This is a genomic window from Cellulosimicrobium sp. Marseille-Q4280 (assembly GCF_943181405.1).
Taxonomy (GTDB): domain Bacteria; phylum Actinomycetota; class Actinomycetes; order Actinomycetales; family Cellulomonadaceae; genus Cellulosimicrobium.
On sequence record NZ_CALPBY010000008.1, the window covers coordinates 56,586 to 76,074 of the forward strand.

Below are 19,489 nucleotides of genomic sequence, written 5' to 3' on the forward strand. Positions count from 1 at the left end.
TGTTTGCCCTGCAAGCCCATCTCGACGAGGAGAGGTGCACGCCCGTGACGACGCGAGCGCGACGCAGCACCGCACCACACGTCCCGCCGAGCACCACGACGGTGCCGCTCCGGCGGCGGTGACGTGTCCGACCCCCGCGCCGCGGCGCGGGGACGTCACCGCCACGAGCCGGTCGAGCACCGGACAGCGCCCGCCGGCACGGGCGACCCAGACCGTGCGTCCCGGGGGCCGAGGGAACTCCCGGGGCGCACGACCCTCTCCGCGCGAGCAGACGACGACGTCTCGCGCCGACCGTCAGGAGACCAGATGACCATCCATCACCGGGAAGGCCGCTCGCGGACGCGAGGACGGGCGCGCGGCGTGGCCGCACCCCTCGCCGTTCCTCTCGCACTGACCCTCGCCCTCGGTGCCGTCGCGGTGTCGGCGGGCCCGGCGTCGGCGGCCGACCCGTACACGTTCACGAGCACCGAGAACCCGATCCTCGACGACGGGAGCTACTACTCGGCCGACCCGGCCCCGCTCGTGGTCCCGGCCGGTGCGCCCGGCAACGACACGGCCGAGGACCAGCTGTACGTCTACACCGGTCACGACGAGGCCGGGCCCCGCCAGAACGACTTCATCATGAACGAGTGGGGCGCGTTCGTCACGAGCGACGTCGACGCGGGGGAGTGGACCCACCACCCGTCGCTCATGCGCCCCGAGGAGGTCTTCGACTGGGCCACGCCGGGCCGCGCCTACGCGGGCCAGGTCGTGGCGGGCGTCGACGGCCGCTACTACTGGTACGTCCCGGTCAACGAGGAGGCGAGCACGGCGTCCGACAGGTTCGGCATCGGTGTCGCTGTCTCCGACAGCCCGACGGGTCCCTGGACGGACCACGTCGGCGCGCCGATCATCTCCCAGCGCGTCCCGACGGCGAACACGATCCACAACATCGACCCGACGGTGCTCGTGGACGGTGAGGGGGACGACGCGCGCGTCTACGTGTGGTGGGGCAGCTTCGGCAACCTCCGCATGCTCGAGCTCGGCCAGGACATGAAGACGCCGGTCGGCAGCGTCCGGACCGTCACCGGTCTCACGGGCTTCTTCGAGGCGGCGTGGGCGTTCGAGCGGAACGGCACCTACTACCTGGCGTACGCCGGGAACAACGCCGGCCCGACCTCGCAGTGCACCCCGGCGAACTACCACGCGTGCATCGCGTACGGCACCGCGTCGTCGCCGCAGGGCCCGTGGACGTACCGCGGGACGATCCTCGCGCCCGTCTCCTCGACGACGAGCCACCCCGGCATCGTCGAGCTCGACGGCGAGTGGTGGATCGCGTACCACACGGCCGACGCCGAGGGCGGGAACCACTTCCGGCGCTCGGTCGCGATCGACCGCGTCGAGTGGGACGACACGCAGACGCCGCCGCGCATGAAGCAGGTCGTGACGACGCCGGCGACGACGCAGGACACGACGCCGCGCGCGAACGTCGCGCAGGAGGCGACGGTCACGGTCTCCAACGAGCCCGTGCCGACGCAGTACTGGAAGAAGGCGCTCAACGACGAGATCGTCCGCCCCAACCCGCTGCCGCCGGACATGTGGGGCACGTGGACGGGCAACAACCCGCCGCAGCAGTGGGTGCAGTACACGTGGGACCAGCCGATGCGTCTGGCCGGCTCGCAGATCGAGTTCTGGAACGACCAGCCCCAGGGCACCGGCGTCGGCGTCGCGGCTCCCGCGTCCTGGCGGATCCAGTACTGGGACGCGTCCGGCGGCGGCTCGTGGGTCGACGTCGCGAACCCGAGCGGGTACGGCACCGCGACGGCCGGCTTCCAGGACACGACGTTCGACCCGGTCACCACGACCCAGGTCCGCGCGGTCTTCGACGCCTCCACCAACGGCAGCACGTACTCGGCCGTCGCGGTCGAGGAGTGGAAGGTCCTCGCGGAGCAGCCCGACGCCGTCGCGCCGCCGGCGATGACCGTCGAGGTCGGCGAGACCGAGCTCCCCGCCGCCGTCCCGGTCAGCTTCCCGGGCGGCGAGACGCTGCAGGTCCCGGCGTTCTGGGACGCGGTCACGCCCGACGACATCGCGGCGCCCGGCACGTTCGCCGTCGAGGGGTCCGTGCTCGGGTACGCGGGCGGTCGCGTGAGCGCCGAGGTCACCGTGATCCCGGCGGAGGCCGCCGAGGGTGACGAGACGGCCCCGGAGGTGGCGCTCACCGCGCTCGGGTCCGCGGGGTCGGACGGCTGGTTCCGGTCCGACGTGCGCGTGCGTGCCGACGGCTCGGACGACTCGGGTGGTCGCGTGGTGCTGTCCACGCAGGTGGACGACGGCGCGCCCGTCGTCACGGAACCGACCCGCGCGACCGAGGTCACGGTCACGGGCGACGGCGAGCACCGCGTCGTCGCGACCGCGACGGACCGCGCGGGCAACGTGTCCGCCCAGGAGTCGCTCGACGTCCGGATCGACCGCGTGGCGCCCGTGAGCACGGGCACGCTCGACGCCGAGACCCGGACCGTGACGGTCACGGCGACGGACGCGACGTCGGGCGTCGTGCGGGTCGAGTACGCGATCGGCACGGGACCATGGACCGCCTACGAGGGGCCGGTGGCCGCGCCCGACACGAGCCAGCACCGCGTGTCGTTCCGCGCGGTCGACGCGGCGGGCAACGTCGAGACGCCGAAGAGCGTGACGGTGCCGGCGGACATCTCGGGGCCGCTCACGGGCAACGTGGCGCCCATCGCGACGGTGACCGCGTCGTACACGGCGGGCTGGAACAGCGTCGGCGCGCTCAACGACGGCGCCGACCCGGCGAACCCGAGCCAGGCGCAGATCTGGGGCACCTGGTCCGGCAACCGCCCGGCGAGCCTGTGGACCCGCTACGACTGGTCCCGCCCGATCCGGCTCACCGGGGCCGAGCTGAAGTTCTGGCGCGACTCCGCCCCGGGCAGCGGCGACGGCGTCAACGCGCCGGACTCGTGGGGCCTCGAGTACTGGGACGAGACCGCGCAGGCCTGGGCGCCGGTCACGAACCCGTCGGCGTACGGGACGAGCACGACGGCGTTCAACACCGTCACGTTCGACCCGGTCACGACGTCGCGCCTGCGTGCGACGTTCCAGGCGAACGGCAACGGCACGACGTACTCGGCGGTCGCGGTCACGGAGTGGCGCGCGTTCGCGGACGACCCGGGTACGGGCGGCCCCGACCCCGAGGTGCCTGTCACCGTCTCGGCCGAGGCGCGCTGCCTCGCGGGGAAGGCGTACGTCGCGGTCCGCGCGACGAACGACCACGACGGCCCCGTCGACGTGGTCCTGGAGACGCCGTACGGGACGCGGTCGTTCGACGACGTCGCGCCGGGCAAGAACGCCTACCAGTCGTTCGCGGTGCGGGCGACGCAGGTCGGCGCGGGATCCGTGACCGTCCGCGCGACGGGCACCGTCGACGGCGAGACGGTGACGACGGAGGAGGTGGCCCAGGTCGCGGCGACCGACTGCGCCTGACCGGCGGCGGGCGGGGCGCGCTCGACGCGCCCCGCCCGCCGGGGTGCGCGCCCGCGCCGCCGGTCCGGTCCGCGACTTTCCGACACCCGGGGACGCCGCGCGGGACAGGGGCTCGCGGCGTCCTACGCTGACCCCACGAGTCCCCGGGAGTCGAGGGCGGACGCAGGAAGAGGGTGAGGGTGGTGGGTCAGCCGACGAGCAGCCGACCGGCCGGTGGTCCGCGGGCGCAGGGCGGAGCTGCACGGCCCGGCGCTGCTCCTGGTGCAGTGCCCGGTTCCGCACCCGGCTCAGCGCCCGGCCCCGCTGTCGGCCCGCCCCGCCGCCCGTCCGACGCCGTCGGGGCCTCCGACCGCCGGCACCGCAGGTCGACCTCTCGGCAGGTCTACCGCCGGCGGCGGCTCGTCGTCCTGGTCGGTCTCCTGCTCCTCGTGGCGCTCCTGGTCGCGCTCCTCGCGTTCGTGTGGCCCGGCTTCGCGCGCTCGGACGCTACCGCTGAGCCGGCTCCGACGGTGACCGTGACGGAGGCGTCCCCGACGCCCACGCTCGAGCCCGTCGAGCGCACGTCGACCACGGCCTTCGCCCAGGCGCTCCCCGCCACGGTGCTCGGCCTCGCGCTGCGCAGCGACGCGGCCACCGACGCGTGGACGCCGGCGGGAGCGCTCGAGGCCTACGAGCTCGTCTACGCCGACGCCGAGGGGGAGGGGGCGACCACCGTGACGGTCGTCGCGGGCCAGTGGGCCACCGACGCGGAGGCGGAGGTCGCGGCGACGGACCTCGAGGGCGACGCGACCCCGACCGTCGAGGGTGACGTCACCGTGGAGGACGCGGTCGTCGGGCACTACGCCGTGGTCCCCGGAGCCGACGGCGCCGCGACCGTCACGTGGCGCAACGGGACCGCCGTCCTCCAGGCCACCGGGCCCGCCGACCTCGTCCAGGACGTGTACGAGGCCTACTCGATGTGACGACCAGGGCGGCGAGCCCTGATCGCCCTGACGTATAGCGCCGCAGGGACAGGAACGATGCACGATCGTGCGACGCCTGGTAAGAACGAGGCGGTGCCGGAGGTGGGAATGCGCGACGACGAGATCCACGACGCGTGGGCGCATGCGCACGATGGCACGCGGCCCAAGGAGTATGTCGGCATCATCTGGATCCACGACGCCCCGGGCGTGCGCATTCGGGTGACCGCGCACGATGCCAAGGAGGCCGGAGCCATGGTGGTCCGAGAGTACGGCGAGGGGCACGTGTACACGATCTGGAACGAGGACGACAGGAACCGACCGCGATAGGCGCTCCCCACGCGGCCTGAAGGCGCGACAACGAGCCTCGCGGCGTGCAGGCCGCTCCGACGTCGAGGCTTCACCATGACCCGACCGTGAGCCGGCGGCTATGCGATGCGATCTGCGAGGCGACGACGCGGGGCTGCGTCTCAGTGCCGAGGGGTGATCGTCTCCGGCGCAACGTGCGCAAGAATGCCCTCACCGACCACGGGAGCTGACCGCACATGACCGAACTGCCTTCGCCGCCCCGCCTCGCCGTCCTCGGGACGGGCGTCATGGGCGAGACCGTCCTGTCCGGAGCGCTCGCGGGCGGGTGGGAGCCCGCCGACGTCGTCGCGACGGTCCGCCGGCCCGAGCGTGGCGCGGAGCTCGCCGCGCAGCACGGCGTGGAGGTCACGCAGGACAACGTCGCCGCGGTGCGTGGCGCCGGTGTCGTGGTCGTCGCGGTGAAGCCGAAGGACGTCGCCGGTCTCCTCGCCCAGGTGCGCGACGACGTCCCGACGGGCGCGGTCGTGGTGAGCGTCGTCGTCGGGCTCCCGACGTCGTTCTACGAGGAGCGGCTGCCCGCGGGGACCGCCGTCGTGCGGGTCATGCCGAACACGCCGTCGGTCGTCGGCGCGGGGGTCAGCGCGGTGAGCGGCGGGAGCGCCGCGACGGACGACGACGTCGCGCTCGTCGAGCGGCTCCTCGCCTCGACCGGTCTCGTGGTGCGCGTCGCGGAGAAGGACCAGGACGCTGTCGGTGCGCTCTCGGGGTCGGGACCCGCCTACGTGTTCTACGTCGTCGACGCGCTCGCCGAGGCGGGCGTGCTGCTCGGCCTGACGCGCGCGACCGCGCTCGAGCTGGCGACCGCGACCGTGCACGGCGCGGCGACCATGCTGCGCGAGACGGGCGAGCACCCCGCGATCCTGCGCGAGCGCGTGTCGTCGCCCGGCGGGACGACCGTCGCGGCGCTGCGGCAGCTCGACGCCGGGGGAGTGCGCGCCGCGTTCCTCGACGCGCTGGAGGCCGCGCGCGACCGCTCGGCCGAGCTCGCGGCGAGCCTCGCCGGGGAGGCCGCGAAGTGACCGACACCGGGCCCTCCCCGCGCACGCGCCCGCCGGCGATGGCCGACGTCGCGCGCCTCGCGGGCGTGTCACACCAGACGGTCTCGCGCGTCCTCAACGAGCACCCCAGCGTGCGGCCCGAGACGCGGGACCGCGTGCTCGACGCGATCGCGACGCTCGGCTACCGGCGCAACAGCGCGGCGCGCGCGCTCGTGACGATGCGCTCGGGCACGGTCGGCGTGGTGACGACGGGATCGGCGCTGTACGGGCCGACGTCGACCCTCATCGCGGTCGAGGAGGCCGCGCGCGAGCAGGGGTACTTCGTGAGCGTCGCGACGATCCGCCGCTACGACGCCGACACGATGCACCGCGTGCTCGAGCACTTCATGGACCAGGGCGTCGAGGGCATCGTCGTCATCGCACCGCAGTCGGACGTCGCGGACGCGGTCGACTCGTTCCGCGCGCCGGTGCCCGTGATCATGATCGCGGCGCGCGACCACCCGGGCGTCGAGGACGAGGCCCCGAGCGGCGAGAGCGGGACCCCCGCGGCACAGGACGCGCGGCGTCGTCCCGGTGCCGCGGGCCTCGTCCTGCCCATCGCGGTCGACCAGCGGCTCGGGGCCCGCCTCGCGACGGAGCACCTGCTGGGCCTCGGCCACGCGACCGTCGTGCACCTGTCCGGACCGCTCGACTGGTTCGACGCGCGCGAGCGCGAGACCGGGTGGCGGCGTGCCCTCGAGGACCGCGGCGCGCCGGTCACCGAGCCGATCCGTGGCGACTGGTCCTCGGACCGCGGGTACGCCGTCGGGCGCGAGCTCGCGGCCGACCTGCGCGCGGGCAGGGGGCCGACGGCGGTCTTCGCCGGCAACGACCAGCTCGCGCTCGGCCTGCTGCGCGCGTTCTGGGAGTCGGGCGTGCGCGTGCCGCGGGACGTGTCGGTCGTGGGGTTCGACGACGTCGCGGGCGCCGGGCACTTCATCCCGCCCCTGACGACGGTGCGCCAGCCGTTCGCGGCGCTGGGGCGCCGCTGCATGGCGCTCATGCTCGACGCGTTCGCGGGCGCGCAGGTGCGCCCCGTCTCCATCCCGCCCGAGCTGGTCGTGCGCGAGAGCACCACGAGCCCTCGCGGCTGAGGAGCCGGTCGCCCCGTTTCGGCGAGGAGGTTGGCCTCTCGCCGTGTGAGCGCTAACATTCACGACAACATGCACGACGACCGAGGCGCGCCGCAGCGACGAGGAGCAGCAGCAATGAGGCAGCAGGACGACGTCAGCGACCTTCGGGCCGCGGTCATCGCGGGGGAGACCGCGCTCGGCATCGAGCTCGGCTCGACGCGGATCAAGGCGTGCCTCGTGGCCGCCGACGGCACGCCGCTCGCGAGCGGGAGCCACGCGTGGGAGAACCAGCTCGAGGGGCGCACGTGGACGTACTCGCTCGACGCCGTCGAGGCGGGGATGCGCGAGTGCTACGCGCAGCTCGTCGCCGACGTCGAGGAGCGGTACGGCGTGCGGCCCACGACGTTCGGGGCGCTCGGGGTCTCGGCGATGATGCACGGCTACCTCGCGTTCGACGCGGACGACGCGCTCCTCGTCCCGTTCCGCACGTGGCGCAACACCTCGACGGGGACCGCGGCCGCGGAGCTCTCCGAGCTGTTCGGGTACAACATCCCGCTGCGCTGGTCTGTCGCGCACTGGTACCAGGCGGTCCTCGACGACGAGCCGCACGTGCCCGACGTCGCGTCCCTCACGACGCTCGCGGGCTACGTGCACCGGCGCCTGACCGGCCGGCACGTGCTCGGCGTCGGCGACGCGTCGGGCATGTTCCCCGTCGACCCGGAGACGCGCGGCTACGACCGCCGCCTGCTCGACCTGTTCGACGCGCGCCTCGCGACCCGCCGCGAGGCGCCGAAGCTCGAGGAGCTGCTCCCCGAGGTGCTCGTCGCCGGCCAGGAGGCCGGGCGCCTCACCGCCGACGGCGCCGCGTGGCTCGACCCGACCGGTGCGCTCCAGCCCGGGGTGCCGTTCTGCCCGCCCGAGGGCGACGCCGGGACCGGCATGGTGGCGACGAACGCCGTCGTGCCGCGCACCGGCAACGTCAGCGCGGGCACGAGCATCTTCGCGATGGTCGTGCTCGAACGACCGCTCGCGAGCGTGCACCACGAGCTCGACCTCGTGACGACCCCGACCGGTGACCTCGTCGCGATGGTCCACTGCAACAACGGCGCGAGCGAGCTCAGCGCGTGGGCAGGGCTCTTCGGCGAGGTGGCGGCGGCGCTCGGGACGCCCGCCGCGGCCGACGACGTGTTCGGCGCGACCCTGCGCGCGGCGCTCGACGGGGACGCCGACGGCGGCGGGCTGCTCGCCTACAACTACCTCTCGGGCGAGCCGATCACGGGGCTCGACGAGGGGCGTCCGCTGTTCGTGCGCACGCCCGACAGTCGCCTCACGCTCGCGAACTTCATGCGGACCCAGGTCTACTCCGCGTTCGGCACGCTCGCGCTCGGCATGCGTGTGCTCGCCGGCGAGGGTGTCGGCATCGACGCGATGTTCGCCCACGGCGGGATCTTCCGGACCGAGGGCGTCGCGCAGCGGCTGCTCGCGGCGGCGATCGACGCACCGGTCACCGTGGGCCGTACCGCCGGGGAAGGCGGAGCGTGGGGCATCGCCGTGCTCGCCGCGTTCCTCCTCGCGCGGGGCGAGGACGCGACGACCGGAGCGGCCGACGTGTCCGCACCGGCCGGCACGGGCCACGCGGGCGGGCTCGAGCTCGGCGCCTACCTGCGCGAGCGCGTGTTCGCGTCCGCCGAGCTGTCGACCGTCGACCCCGACCCTGCGGACGTCGCCGGGTTCGCCACCTACCTCGAGCGCTACGACGCCGGCCTCGCCGCCGAGCGTGCCGCCGTGGCGGCGCTCCAGCCCCGACGACAGGAGAACTCATGAGCACCGCACCCGAGACCGCCACCGCCGGGGCCACCGCCGCACCCGCCGTCGTCCCCGACGCCCTGCGCGCCGCCGTCGACGCGGCGAAGGAGCGCGTCGCCGCGCTGCACGCGGAGCTGCCGCGGTGGGAGCTCGTGGTCTGGACCGCGGGCAACGTCTCCGAACGCGTCCGTGGCGAGGCCGCCGACGGGAGCGACGACCTCCTCGTCATCAAGCCGTCCGGCGTCGCGTACGACGACATCACGCCTGAGGCGATGGTCGTGTGCGACCTCGACGCGACGCTCGTCGAGGGCGACCGGGCACCGTCGTCGGACACGGCGGCCCACGCGTACGTCTACCGCCACATGCCCGAGGTGGGCGGCGTCGTGCACACGCACTCGACGTACGCGACGGCCTGGGCCGCGCGCGGCGAGGCCGTGCCGTGCGTGCTGACGATGATGGCCGACGAGTTCGGCGGCGACATCCCCGTCGGTCCGTTCGCGCTCATCGGCGACGACTCCATCGGCCGCGGCATCGTCGAGACGCTGCAGGGCTCGCGCAGCCCGGCGGTGCTCATGCGCAACCACGGGCCGTTCACGATCGGCAAGGACGCGCGCGCCGCCGTCAAGGCGGCCGTCATGTGCGAGGAGGTCGCGCGCACGGTGCACGTCAGCCGCCAGCTCGGCGAGCCGACGCGCATCGCGCAGTCCGACGTCGACTCGCTCTACGCGCGCTACCAGAACGTCTACGGGCAGCAGCCCTCGCCCGGCCAGCACTGACGACACGCAGCCACTGACGACACGCAGCACCCGGCAGCACCAGCAGCAGGGTGGGGGACCGCACCGGTGCGGACCCCGCCCACGACACGAAAGATGTGGACCGACATGAGCAAGCCCTACGCGGACCGCGAGATCTGGTTCCTCACCGGGAGCCAGGACCTGTACGGCGAGGAGACGCTGCGGCAGGTCGCCGAGCAGTCGCAGGAGGTCGCGCGCGCCCTCGACGCGTCGTCCGACGTGCCCGCGAACGTCGTCTGGAAGCCCGTCCTCAAGGACGCCGTCTCGATCCGTCGCGCGATGCTCGACGCGAACGCCGACGACCGCGTGCTCGGCGTCGTGACCTGGATGCACACGTTCAGCCCGGCCAAGATGTGGATCGGCGGGCTCGACCAGCTCCGCAAGCCGCTCCTGCACCTGCACACGCAGGCGAACGTCGAGCTGCCGTGGGACACGATCGACTTCGACTTCATGAACCTCAACCAGGCCGCGCACGGCGACCGCGAGTACGCGTACATCGCGACGCGCCTCGGGGTCGCGCGCACGACGGTGGTCGGGCACGTGTCGAACCCGGCCGTGAACGCGCGCGTCGGGGCCTGGGTCCGCGGCGCCGCGGGCTGGGCCGCGACGCACGAGCTGCGCCTGGCCCGGTTCGGCGACAACATGCGCAACGTCGCGGTGACCGAGGGTGACAAGACCGAGGCCGAGCTGCGCTTCGGTGTGAGCGTGAACACGTGGGGGGTCAACGACCTCGTCGCGGCGGTGGACGCCGTCTCGGAGGCCGACGTCGACGCGCTGGTCGCCGAGTACGAGACCCTCTACGACGTCGTCCCCGAGCTGCGCAAGGACGGCGACCGTCACGAGTCGCTGCGCTACGCCGCGCGCCAGGAGATCGCGCTCGAGACCTTCCTCGAGTCGGTCGGGGCGAAGGCCTTCACGACGAACTTCGAGGACCTGGGCGACCTGCGTCAGCTCCCCGGCATCGCGGTGCAGCGCCTCATGTCCAAGGGCTACGGCTTCGGCGCCGAGGGCGACTGGAAGACGGCCGTGCTCGTGCGCGCCGCGAAGGTCATGGGCGAGGGGCTGCCCGGCGGCGCGTCGCTCATGGAGGACTACACGTACGACCTCACGCCCGGCAGCGAGCGGATCCTCGGCGCGCACATGCTCGAGATCTGCCCGTCGCTGACCACGTCGAAGCCGCGCGTCGAGATCCACCCGCTGGGCATCGGTGGCAAGGAGGACCCGGTCCGCATGGTGTTCGACGCGGACCCGGGCGTCGGCGTCGTCGTGTCGCTCGCCGACATGCGCGACCGGTTCCGCCTCACGGCCAACGTCGTGGACGTCGTCGCCCCGACGGCGCCGCTGCCGCACCTGCCCGTCGCGCGCGCCGTGTGGGAGCCGCGCCCCGACTTCGCGACGTCGGCCGAGGCGTGGCTGACCGCGGGCGGTGCCCACCACACCGTGATGTCGACGGCCGCCGGCATCGACGCGTTCGAGATCTTCGCCGACATCGCGGGCACCGAGCTGCTCGTCATCGACGAGGGCACGACGCGCCGCGGCTTCCGCGACCAGGTGCGCTGGAACCAGGTCTACTACCGCCTCGCCCAGGGTCTGTGACCCAGGTCGACGCACCGCCCGCGAGCGCGGGCGAGCGGGAGCCGGACCGGGCCGCGCAGGCCCGGTTCGGCTACCTCCTCGTGCACTTCGTCGAGGACCCGTACGGGCACGAGGAGAAGATCCACTACTCGCTGAGCCGCGGCGACGACCCGACGGCGTGGGACCGGCTGGGGGCCGTCGTCGAGTCCCGGCTCGGGACCACCGGGCTGCGCGACCCGCACGTCGTGCGCTCGCCCGGCGGCGACGAGTTCTTCCTCGTCGCGACGGACCTGCGCGTGTTCGGGGGTGACGACGCGGGCTGGGACGCGTGGCAGCGGCACGGCAGCAGGTCCCTCGTCGTCGCGCGCTCGACGGACCTCGTGCAGTGGTCCGAGCCGCGGCTCGTCGAGGTGGCCCCGCCCGAGGCGGGCATGGCGTGGGCGCCCGAGGCGTTCTGGGACGCGCGCAGCGGGCACTACGTCGTGCACTGGTCGTCGACGCTCTACGACCCGGCGGACACGCAGCACGCGGGCGAGTCGTACAGCCGGATCCTCTGCGCGACGACGACGGACTTCGTGACGTTCTCACCGGCGCGCGTGCTGCTCGACACGGGTCGCACGACGATCGACACGACGATGATCGAGCACGACGGCCGCGTGTTCCGCTTCCACAAGGACAACAGCCCGGGCGGTCGCGAGCTCTACATGGACGTGGTGCCGCACGCGCTGTCCGACGACGCGGTCGTGCTCGCGGAGCGCATCGGCGCCGACCGCTTCGGCCAAGTCGAGGGCCCGCTCGTGTTCCGCGCCAACGACGCCGAGCGCTGGTACCTCTTCGTCGACCAGTACGGCGAGGCCGGTCAGGGCTACAGGCCCTTCGTCACCCACGACCTGGCCTCGGGTCGCTGGGCCCCCGTCGACGGCTCGTTCGACCTGCCCGACCGCACCAAGCACGGCGTCGTGCTCCCGCTGTACGGCGACGAGTGGCACCGCCTCGCGGAGGCGTTCCCCGCCTGACCCCGACCCCCGAGGGCCGGGGTTCTTCGTGGCCCATCTTTACAACGATGTAGAAGGGATCGACATGCATCGCACGTCCACCGCACCGACACGAGGGCGCGGGCTCCGCGCACTGCTCGCCGCCGCGTCCGCGCTCGCCGTCGGACTCACAGCGGCGCTCCTCGCGGGGCCGGCCGCTGCCGACGCCGGGCCCGCCGTCGAGCTGCCCACTGGTGGCCTGTCCGTCACGGGCGAGACGTCCCCGATCCACGACCCCGCGCTCGTCGTCGCCGACGACGGCACGTGGTACGTGTACTCGACCGGCCTCGTGAACCGCGAGAAGGGCGGCACCATCCAGGTCTGGTCGTCCGGCGACGACGGCGTCACGTGGGAGTCCGAGGGCACGGTCTGGGACGAGATCCCGGCCTGGATCGACGAGCACTTCGCCGACGGCGCGCTCCCCGACAACCTCTGGGCGCCCGAGGTCTACGAGCACGACGGCACGTACTACCTCTACTACTCGGCGTCGCGCTTCGGCACGAACACGTCCCTCACGGCGCTCGCCACCAACACGACGCTCGACCCCGACGACCCGGACTACGAGTGGGTCGACCAGGGCCTCGTCATCGAGTCGCCTCAGGACATCGCGGGCGCCAAGACGTTCAACGCGATCGACGCGGGGATCGTCGAGGACGCCGACGGCACGCCGTACATGGCGATCGGCTCCCACTGGTACGGGATCTTCCTCGTCGAGATCGCGTGGCCCAGCGGCAAGCCCGTCGCCGGCGCGGTCGCCGACGCCGTGCACCTCGTCGACCGGTTCGCCCCAGGCAACCGCGTCGAGGCGCCGTTCATCACCGAGCACGACGGCTGGTACTACCTGCTCGTGTCGTTCGACGCATGCTGCCAGGGCGCCGACAGCACCTACCACGTGGCCGTCGGGCGCTCGCGCTCCGTCACCGGCCCGTACCTCGACGCCGAGGGCCGCGACATGGTCGGCGGCGGCGGGACGACGCTGCTCGACACGCACGGCGCCGTCGTCGGCCCCGGCGGGCAGTCGGTGTTCGACGACGTGCTCGCGTTCCACTACTACGACGCGTCGAACGCGCAGTTCCCCTACCTCCCCACGCTCGGCCTGCAGCGGCTCGCGTGGGTGGACGGTTGGCCGGTCGTGGACGCCACGGTCGAGGTCCCGGCCGTGCTCTCCGGGCCGCAGGACGCGGACGTCGCCCTGGGCGACGCCGCGACGTTCGCGGTCGACGTGTCCGGCACGCCGACCCCCGTCGTCACGTGGGAGACGTCGCGCGACGGTGGCTCGACCTGGGAGCAGGCCGCGCCGGGGCGCCGCGCGGTGGACGGCTCGGCGTCGCTCGAGCTGCCCGCGGTCGGGGCCGACGACGACGGCCTGCTCGCGCGCGCAATCGTGCAGAACGCGCACGGGAGCGTCGTGAGCCCGACGGCGTCGCTCGCCGTGACGGAGGCCGTGGCCCTCGGCGACGTCGTCGCGCAGCCGCGGTGCCTCGGCGGGTCGGCCTACCTCGCGGTGCGCGCCACCTCGGCCAGCACGGAGCCGGTGACGATCGCGCTGTCCACGCCGTACGGCTCGCGCACGGTGGTGGGCGTCGCCCCTGGGCGCTCCGCCTACCAGGCGTTCGCCGTGCGCTCGTCCGAGGTCGCGGAGGGCAGCGTCACCGTGACGGCGACGGCGGGGGAGCGAGCGGTCTCGCGCACGGTCGAGCACGCGGCACTGACCTGCCCCTGACGCCCCGCGCGTCCGCGTCACCTGATGTGCCGAACCCCGGGTTGCGCCCCCATCAGACCGTCGATGGGGGCGTAACCCGGGGTTCGGCGTCGCGCTCGCCGGTGTGCAGGTGGCGATGCCCGACGGCGCGGGTCAGGCCGTGCGGACCGTCCCGGCCAGCGCGGTCCACGACTCGGGCGCGAGCAGGACCGTCGTCGTGCGGGAGCCGCTCCGACCCGTCGAGCTGCTCGCGACGTCGACCGCGAGGTCCACCGCCGACCAGCACGCGTCGACGACCTTGCGCGCGTGCGCGGGGCCCTCCACGGCGGCCTCGTGGTCGGCGACCATGCGCCAGCCCTCGGTGAGCTCGACGCCCAGGCCGAGGTGCTCGACGTCGACCTCGACCGGCTCGGCCGACCGGTTGGTGAGGAACAGCGCGAGCGCGCCGGTCTCCGGGTCGTGCGTCGCCGCCGCGGTGACCAGGGGTACCTCGCCGTGGCGCTTCGTCGTCGTGGTGGGGGAGGCCACGCGCACGTCGAGCGCCTCACCCTGCGCGAGGCGCGCCGTCGTGGCGAACGGGTGGAACGTCGGCTGGCGCCACGCCTCGCCGCCCGGCTCGGTCATGATCGGCGCGATGACGTTGACGAGCTGCGCGAGCGCCGCGACGGGCACGCGGTCCGCGTGGTTGAGCAGCGTGACGAGCAGGTCGCCCACGACGACGGCGTCGAGCGCCGAGTAGACGTCCTCGATGATGCGCGGCGCGTCGCGCTGGACCGGCAGGTTCGTCTCGCCCGGGAAGCGGGACTCGAGGTACCAGACGTTCCACTCGTCGAAGCTGATGGTGATCTTCTTGTCCGAGCGGCGGCGCGCGCCCACGGCGTCGGCGGACGCGACGACCCGGTCGATGAAGCGGTCCATCGCCGTGCCTGAGCCGAGGAACGACGCGCGGTCGCCGTCGAGCTCCTCGTAGTAGGCGTGCATCGAGACGTGGTCGACGACGTCGTACGTGTACGACAGGACCGTCTGCTCCCACTCGCCGAACGTGTCCATCTGCATCGACGACGACCCGCACACGACGAGCGAGATCGACGGGTCGACGAGCTTCATCGCCTTGCCGGCCTCGGCGGCGAGCTTGCCGTACTCGTGCGCGTCCTTGTGGCCGATCTGCCAGGGGCCGTCCATCTCGTTCCCCAGGCACCACAGGTGCACGCCGTAGGGCTCGGTGCGGCCGTGGGCGATGCGCAGGTCGGCCCAGCGGGTCCCGGCCTCGCCGTTGCAGTACTCGACGAGCGCCGCCGCGGCCTCGACGCCGCGCGTGCCGAGGTTGACGGCCATCATCGGCTCGAAGCCCTCGCGCTCGGCCCACTGCAGGAACTCGTCGGTGCCGACGAGGTTCGGCTCGACCGTCCGCCACGCGAGATCGAGGAACGGCTTGCGGTCCGAGACCGGGCCGACGCCGTCCTCCCAGCGGTAGTTCGAGACGAAGTTCCCGCCGGGGTAGCGCAGCATCGTCACGCCGAGCTCGCGCGTGAGGTCGGCGACGTCGCGGCGGAAGCCGTGCTCGTCGGCGGTGGCGTGGCCGGGCTCGTAGATGCCGGTGTAGACGGCGCGGCCGAGGTGCTCCACGAAGGAGCCGAACAGGCGGCGGTCGATCGGGCCGACCCGGAAGTCGGGGTGCAGCGCCACGCGGGCGCGGGGGTGCGTCATCGGGATCCTCGCTCGTGGTGGTCCGGCGGTGCGTCATGAGAGCCGGGGTGTCCGTCGCGCTGGCCCGGACCGATGGTCGAGCTGGTCCGGCAGGGCGACACTCTCACTTTACAACGATGTAGAGTGTGCGTCGACGACGCTTCCAGCACGTCACCGTGCGAGCACACCCCGCCAGGGGTCACGCGTGGCACAGTTGACCCATCCCGGCCCGTGGGGGCGCGGAATCCCGAAGGAGTGAGCAGCTTGCCGGTGACGATGCACGACGTGGCGGCCCGCGCCGGTGTCTCGGTCAAGACGGTGTCGAACGTCGTCAACGCCTACCCGCACGTGCGGCCCGAGACGCGTCGGCGGGTCGAGGAGGCGATCGAGCACCTCGGCTACCGGATGAACGTCTCGGCGCGCAACCTGCGCACGCGGCGCACCGGGATGATCACGCTCGCGGTGCCCGAGCTGTCGCTGCCGTACTTCGCAGAGCTCGCCGACTCGGTCATCCGGGCCGCGGAGTCCCACGGGTACACGGTGCTCATCGAGCAGACGAACGCGACCCGCGAGCGCGAGGCGCAGGTGCTCTCCGGGCGCTACCAGGACATGACCGACGGCGTGATCTTCTCGCCGCTCGCCCTCGGACCGTCCGACCTGCCGCTGTTCGACGTCACGTTCCCCCTCGTGGTGCTCGGAGAGCGCGTCTTCGGCGCACCGGCGGACCACGTGACGATGAACAACGTCGCCGCCGCGCGCGCCGCGACCACGCACCTCGTCGCGCTCGGCCGGCGCCGCATCGCCGTCGTCGGTGCGCACGCGGGCGAGGCGGTCGGCTCGGCGGCCCTGCGTCTCGAGGGCTACCAGCAGGCGCTCGCGGTCGCGGGCATCGCGTTCGACCCCCGACTCGTCGGCGAGGCCGGCCTCTGGCACCGCGCGACCGGCGCCGAGACGATGGGCCGGCTCCTCGACTCGGGCGTCGAGATCGACGCCGTCTTCGCGCTCAACGACGCCATGGCCCTCGGCGCGCTGCACGCGCTCCACGCACGTCGCGTCGACGTCCCGGGCGACGTCGCGCTCATCGGCTTCGACGACGTCGACGACGTGCGCTACTCGGTGCCCACCATCTCGTCGGTCTCCCCGGGGCGGGAGCAGATCGCGGCCCGCGCCGTCGAGCTCCTCGTCGCCCGCATCGACGCACGGGGCGCGGGCGAGCCGGCGCCGTTCCGCCGCGTCGTGCCCGACTCCTCGATCGTCGGCCGCGAGTCGACCGGCGACGTGCCCACCGGCGGCGGCGAGAAGGTCGTCGCCGTCCAGGAGGGTCGCGTCGAGACCGTCGAACCCGTCCGCGAGCAGATCGCCGGCTGACGGTCGTCGCCGATCGGCGGACCGAGGTCACCCTGGGTGGAGGGGCAGAGGGGGGGGCGCCGCGTCTACCATCCGCGGCCCTCGTCCCTCGGGCCGCTCCCGCCAGGCCCACCACGACGCGGCGCCCCCTCCGCCCCTCCCGGCGTCGCCTCGCCCTGGCCTTCGATCGCCACGGCGACACGACAGGCCGACGGCTGAGGGAGCCGGCGTCGTCCGGCGACCACGTCGGCCCGGACGGCTGAGCGGTGGGGGCGGGGTCGGATGCGAAGGGCGTCAAGGCCGCGCTCCGAGAACCCACCGCCGAGAATCTGTGGTGACGGCGCGGCCAGCCCGAGCACCGACGCCGCGCCCACCGCGGACCCAGCCAGCCCGAGCACCGACGCCGCGCCCACCGCGGACCCAGCCAGCCCGAGCACCGAGGCCGCCCGCACCACGAACCCAACCCAGCCCGTGACGACCGGCCCGACGACTACCGCGCGGCGGTGTCGAGCCGGTCGAGGCGCCCGTCGGCGAGCAGACCCGTCGCGAGCACGGGGACGCTGAGGCCCAGCAGCGGGCCGAGCACGGGCAGGTAGATCAGCACCACCGCGACGACGGCGCACGTGACGAGCATCGCGACGGCCACGAGCGGCCCGATCGCGGGGGACAGGACGAGGAAGCGCCACGTGGGGGCCCACGGTTCGTCGTAGCGGCGGGTCACGGCGGGAAGGTAGGCCGTCACGACGAGGACCCAGAGCGCGACGACGACGCCGCCCGTGCGCAGCGCCGCGGCGGCGGGGCCGTCCATGACGCGCAGCACCTGGGCGTCGAGCAGGAGGACCAGCGCCGCGGCGACGACCGGGAGGCCGAGCAGCACCGTCCGGCGCCACGCGCCCGTCCAGGCACCCCAGAAGTCGCGCCACAGGTGGTCGGACGGGTCGCCGTCGACCAGGCGTGCGAGGAGCAGCCCGCCCGCGTGCAGGGCCGGCGCGAACCCGGCGACGACGAGCCCTGCCACGGTCCCGGCGAGCATCAGGAGGTTGATCGCGACGAGCTGCGTGACGAACCGCAGCACGGTCATGACGCGCCCGGCCCAGCCGGGTACCTCGTCGCCGGACGGGCGACGCTCGTCGAGCGGCCGCCGGCTTCTCGTGTCGTCGGGGTCCGCGGTGCGGGGCCGGGCCGAGTCGGTCATGCGTCGATGGTCCCAGGGCCGGGGGCGTCGGTGCGCGTTCCCGCGACCACGCGCCCGTCGGACCCGATCGCGACGACCGACGGTGCCGGACGCCCGCGCACGGCGTCCCACGACGGGAAGACGACCGCGGAGATCGGGGTGCCGGTCGCCGTCGTCCAGGTGAAGCGGCCCTGGCCGAGCGCGCGTGCCGAGCCGGGGGCGACGTCGAGGCGACCGGACCGGGCGTCCTGCACGTCGTCCGGGCGGTCCGCCAGGTGGAGGAGCTCCCACGTGCCGTCCAGGACGTCGACGCTCGCGGGCCAGCGCGCGGCGTCGTCGTTCTCGCGGTCGGGACCGGCCCAGGGCTGCGGTGCGACGAGCGGCCAGCCGTCGTGCGTCCACACGAGGCGGCGCACCTCGACGCGGTGCTGCGTCGGGTCCTCGGCCTCGCGCACGTGGTGCACGAGGAGCTGGCGGCCCGGTTCGGTGAGGACCGACGCGTGTCCCGGGGCGAGGAGGCCGGGGCCGCCGGGGAAGCGGTGACCGGCGAGCACCGCGGTGCCGACCTCGTCGGGCGGGGACTCGAGGTCGCGCAGGTCGTGGCCCGTGCGGTCGAGGTAGGGGCCGGTGACGGAGTCGGCCACCGCGACGCGCAGGTGGTACGTGGAGAAGAGCGAACCGTAGCTCACGAGCATCGCCCAGCCGCCGCCGGGACGCGGGAGGACGAACGCGCCCTCGATCGCCCCGTCGACCGAGCGGGGTCGGCGCGCGAGGAGCGTGCCCGGGGCGTCGTGCAGCGTGCCGGGCGCGGGCTCGTCGGCGACGAAGCCCGTCTCGGGGTCGAGCCGGAGCGCGTGGATCCCGGCGAAGAACGACCCGTACACGAGCCACTGGCTCCCCTCCGCCTCCGTCACGACGTTCGCGTCGATCGCGTTCGGGTGCTCGAGCCCCTCGGGTGCGGGGACGTGCTCGCTCGCGACGACGACGCCCCAGTCGGCCCACGGGCCGCGGGGGTGCGGCGCCGTCGCGAGACCGATGGCGGACCGGCGGGAGCCGAAGCTCGACGCCGAGTAGTACATGCGCCACTCGTCGTCGGCGCGCACGACCTCGGGCGCCCACAGGCCGGTCGCCCCGGACCACGCCGCCGCCGGCCCCGGGACGCCGGGCAGCGCCCAGCCGTGGAACTCCCACGTGACGAGGTCGGTCGAGCGGCGGACCTGGACGCCTCCCCGCACGGGCCCCTCGGCGGACGCGTCGGTCGAGAACAGCCAGTAGGTGCCGTCGTCGTCGACGACGGCCGTCGGGTCGTGCGCGTGGCGCGCGCCCCACGCGGACGTGTCGGGCGCGTCCGGCGCGTCCGGCGCGGCCGGCACGGTGGCCCGGGGGGTGTCGGGTGCGCCGAGGGAAGGCGCACCCGACACCGGGCCCGACGTGGTCGGGGCGGGCACGC

The 19,489-nt window shown here is 74.0% G+C and carries 14 protein-coding genes; 11 read left to right on the forward strand and 3 right to left on the reverse strand.

Going from position 1 to position 19,489, the window contains the following annotated elements; genetic code table 11:
• Positions 1–306 precede the first annotated feature (306 nt).
• The 10 genes from NFS20_RS19195 (at position 307) to NFS20_RS19240 (ending at position 13,853) form a co-directional block, all read left to right on the forward strand.
• On the forward strand, positions 307–3,483 hold the full coding sequence (locus tag NFS20_RS19195) for a family 43 glycosylhydrolase (RefSeq protein WP_251153411.1): 3,177 nt from the start codon (positions 307–309) through the stop codon (positions 3,481–3,483).
• A 428-nt stretch (positions 3,484–3,911) separates the two neighbouring features.
• The gene (locus NFS20_RS19200; protein ID WP_251153412.1) at positions 3,912–4,445 is read left to right on the forward strand and encodes a hypothetical protein; all 534 of its coding nucleotides are present in this window, start codon (positions 3,912–3,914) and stop codon (positions 4,443–4,445) included.
• 57 nt (positions 4,446–4,502) lie between these two features.
• Entirely contained in the window at positions 4,503–4,772 is a 270-nt protein-coding gene (locus NFS20_RS19205; RefSeq protein ID WP_251153413.1) for a hypothetical protein, read from the forward strand.
• A gap of 215 nt (positions 4,773–4,987) precedes the next feature.
• Positions 4,988–5,830 (forward strand): pyrroline-5-carboxylate reductase, encoded by an 843-nt coding sequence (proC, locus tag NFS20_RS19210; protein WP_251153414.1) that lies wholly within the window; start codon positions 4,988–4,990, stop codon positions 5,828–5,830.
• Positions 5,827–6,942: a LacI family DNA-binding transcriptional regulator gene (locus tag NFS20_RS19215; RefSeq protein WP_502800843.1), complete on the forward strand. Its 1,116-nt coding sequence runs from the start codon at positions 5,827–5,829 to the stop codon at positions 6,940–6,942. The genes proC and NFS20_RS19215 overlap by 4 nt, the downstream gene beginning before the upstream one ends.
• 114 nt (positions 6,943–7,056) lie before the next feature.
• Positions 7,057–8,745, forward strand: a complete 1,689-nt coding sequence (locus NFS20_RS19220) for a xylulokinase (RefSeq protein ID WP_251153415.1) — start codon at positions 7,057–7,059, stop codon at positions 8,743–8,745.
• The gene (locus tag NFS20_RS19225; RefSeq protein ID WP_251153416.1) at positions 8,742–9,503 is read left to right on the forward strand and encodes an L-ribulose-5-phosphate 4-epimerase; all 762 of its coding nucleotides are present in this window, start codon (positions 8,742–8,744) and stop codon (positions 9,501–9,503) included. The genes NFS20_RS19220 and NFS20_RS19225 overlap by 4 nt, the downstream gene beginning before the upstream one ends.
• Before the next feature lie 105 nt (positions 9,504–9,608).
• Positions 9,609–11,117: an L-arabinose isomerase gene (gene araA, locus NFS20_RS19230; RefSeq protein ID WP_251153417.1), complete on the forward strand. Its 1,509-nt coding sequence runs from the start codon at positions 9,609–9,611 to the stop codon at positions 11,115–11,117.
• Positions 11,114–12,112 (forward strand): glycoside hydrolase family 43 protein, encoded by a 999-nt coding sequence (locus NFS20_RS19235; RefSeq protein ID WP_251153418.1) that lies wholly within the window; start codon positions 11,114–11,116, stop codon positions 12,110–12,112. Before araA ends, NFS20_RS19235 begins: the two co-directional genes overlap by 4 nt.
• Before the next feature lie 64 nt (positions 12,113–12,176).
• Positions 12,177–13,853 carry a glycoside hydrolase family 43 protein gene (locus NFS20_RS19240; RefSeq protein ID WP_251153419.1) on the forward strand — a complete coding sequence of 559 codons (1,677 nt, stop codon included), beginning with the start codon at positions 12,177–12,179 and terminating at the stop codon, positions 13,851–13,853.
• A 132-nt stretch (positions 13,854–13,985) separates the two neighbouring features.
• Here the strand turns inward: NFS20_RS19240 and arfA are convergent, their stop codons facing one another.
• On the reverse strand, positions 13,986–15,539 hold the full coding sequence (gene arfA / locus NFS20_RS19245; protein ID WP_251153420.1) for an arabinosylfuranosidase ArfA: 1,554 nt from the start codon (positions 15,537–15,539) through the stop codon (positions 13,986–13,988).
• 243 nt (positions 15,540–15,782) lie between these two features.
• Here arfA and NFS20_RS19250 point away from each other — a divergent pair, with 243 nt between their 5' ends.
• On the forward strand, positions 15,783–16,886 hold the full coding sequence (locus NFS20_RS19250; protein WP_251153591.1) for a LacI family DNA-binding transcriptional regulator: 1,104 nt from the start codon (positions 15,783–15,785) through the stop codon (positions 16,884–16,886).
• Positions 16,887–17,355: 469 nt separating this feature from the next.
• Here the strand turns inward: NFS20_RS19250 and NFS20_RS19255 are convergent, their stop codons facing one another.
• Together NFS20_RS19255 and NFS20_RS19260 are read right to left on the reverse strand one after the other, a co-directional pair.
• Positions 17,356–18,060, reverse strand: a complete 705-nt coding sequence (locus tag NFS20_RS19255) for a YesL family protein (RefSeq protein WP_251153421.1) — start codon at positions 18,058–18,060, stop codon at positions 17,356–17,358.
• Complete coding sequence (locus NFS20_RS19260; RefSeq protein WP_251153422.1) at positions 18,057–19,487, reverse strand: arabinan endo-1,5-alpha-L-arabinosidase; 1,431 nt, start codon at positions 19,485–19,487, stop codon at positions 18,057–18,059. Before NFS20_RS19260 ends, NFS20_RS19255 begins: the two co-directional genes overlap by 4 nt.
• Positions 19,488–19,489: the final 2 nt, after the last annotated feature.

Coding starts and splice junctions, on each gene's coding strand:
- NFS20_RS19195 (WP_251153411.1), top strand. CDS start 307: ATGACCATCCATCACCGGGAAGGCCGCTCGCGGACGCGAGGACGGGCG.
- NFS20_RS19205 (WP_251153413.1), top strand. CDS start 4,503: ATGCACGATCGTGCGACGCCTGGTAAGAACGAGGCGGTGCCGGAGGTG.
- proC (WP_251153414.1), top strand. CDS start 4,988: ATGACCGAACTGCCTTCGCCGCCCCGCCTCGCCGTCCTCGGGACGGGC.
- NFS20_RS19220 (WP_251153415.1), top strand. CDS start 7,057: ATGAGGCAGCAGGACGACGTCAGCGACCTTCGGGCCGCGGTCATCGCG.
- NFS20_RS19225 (WP_251153416.1), top strand. CDS start 8,742: ATGAGCACCGCACCCGAGACCGCCACCGCCGGGGCCACCGCCGCACCC.
- araA (WP_251153417.1), top strand. CDS start 9,609: ATGAGCAAGCCCTACGCGGACCGCGAGATCTGGTTCCTCACCGGGAGC.
- NFS20_RS19240 (WP_251153419.1), top strand. CDS start 12,177: ATGCATCGCACGTCCACCGCACCGACACGAGGGCGCGGGCTCCGCGCA.
- arfA (WP_251153420.1), bottom strand. CDS start 15,539: ATGACGCACCCCCGCGCCCGCGTGGCGCTGCACCCCGACTTCCGGGTC.
- NFS20_RS19255 (WP_251153421.1), bottom strand. CDS start 18,060: ATGACCGACTCGGCCCGGCCCCGCACCGCGGACCCCGACGACACGAGA.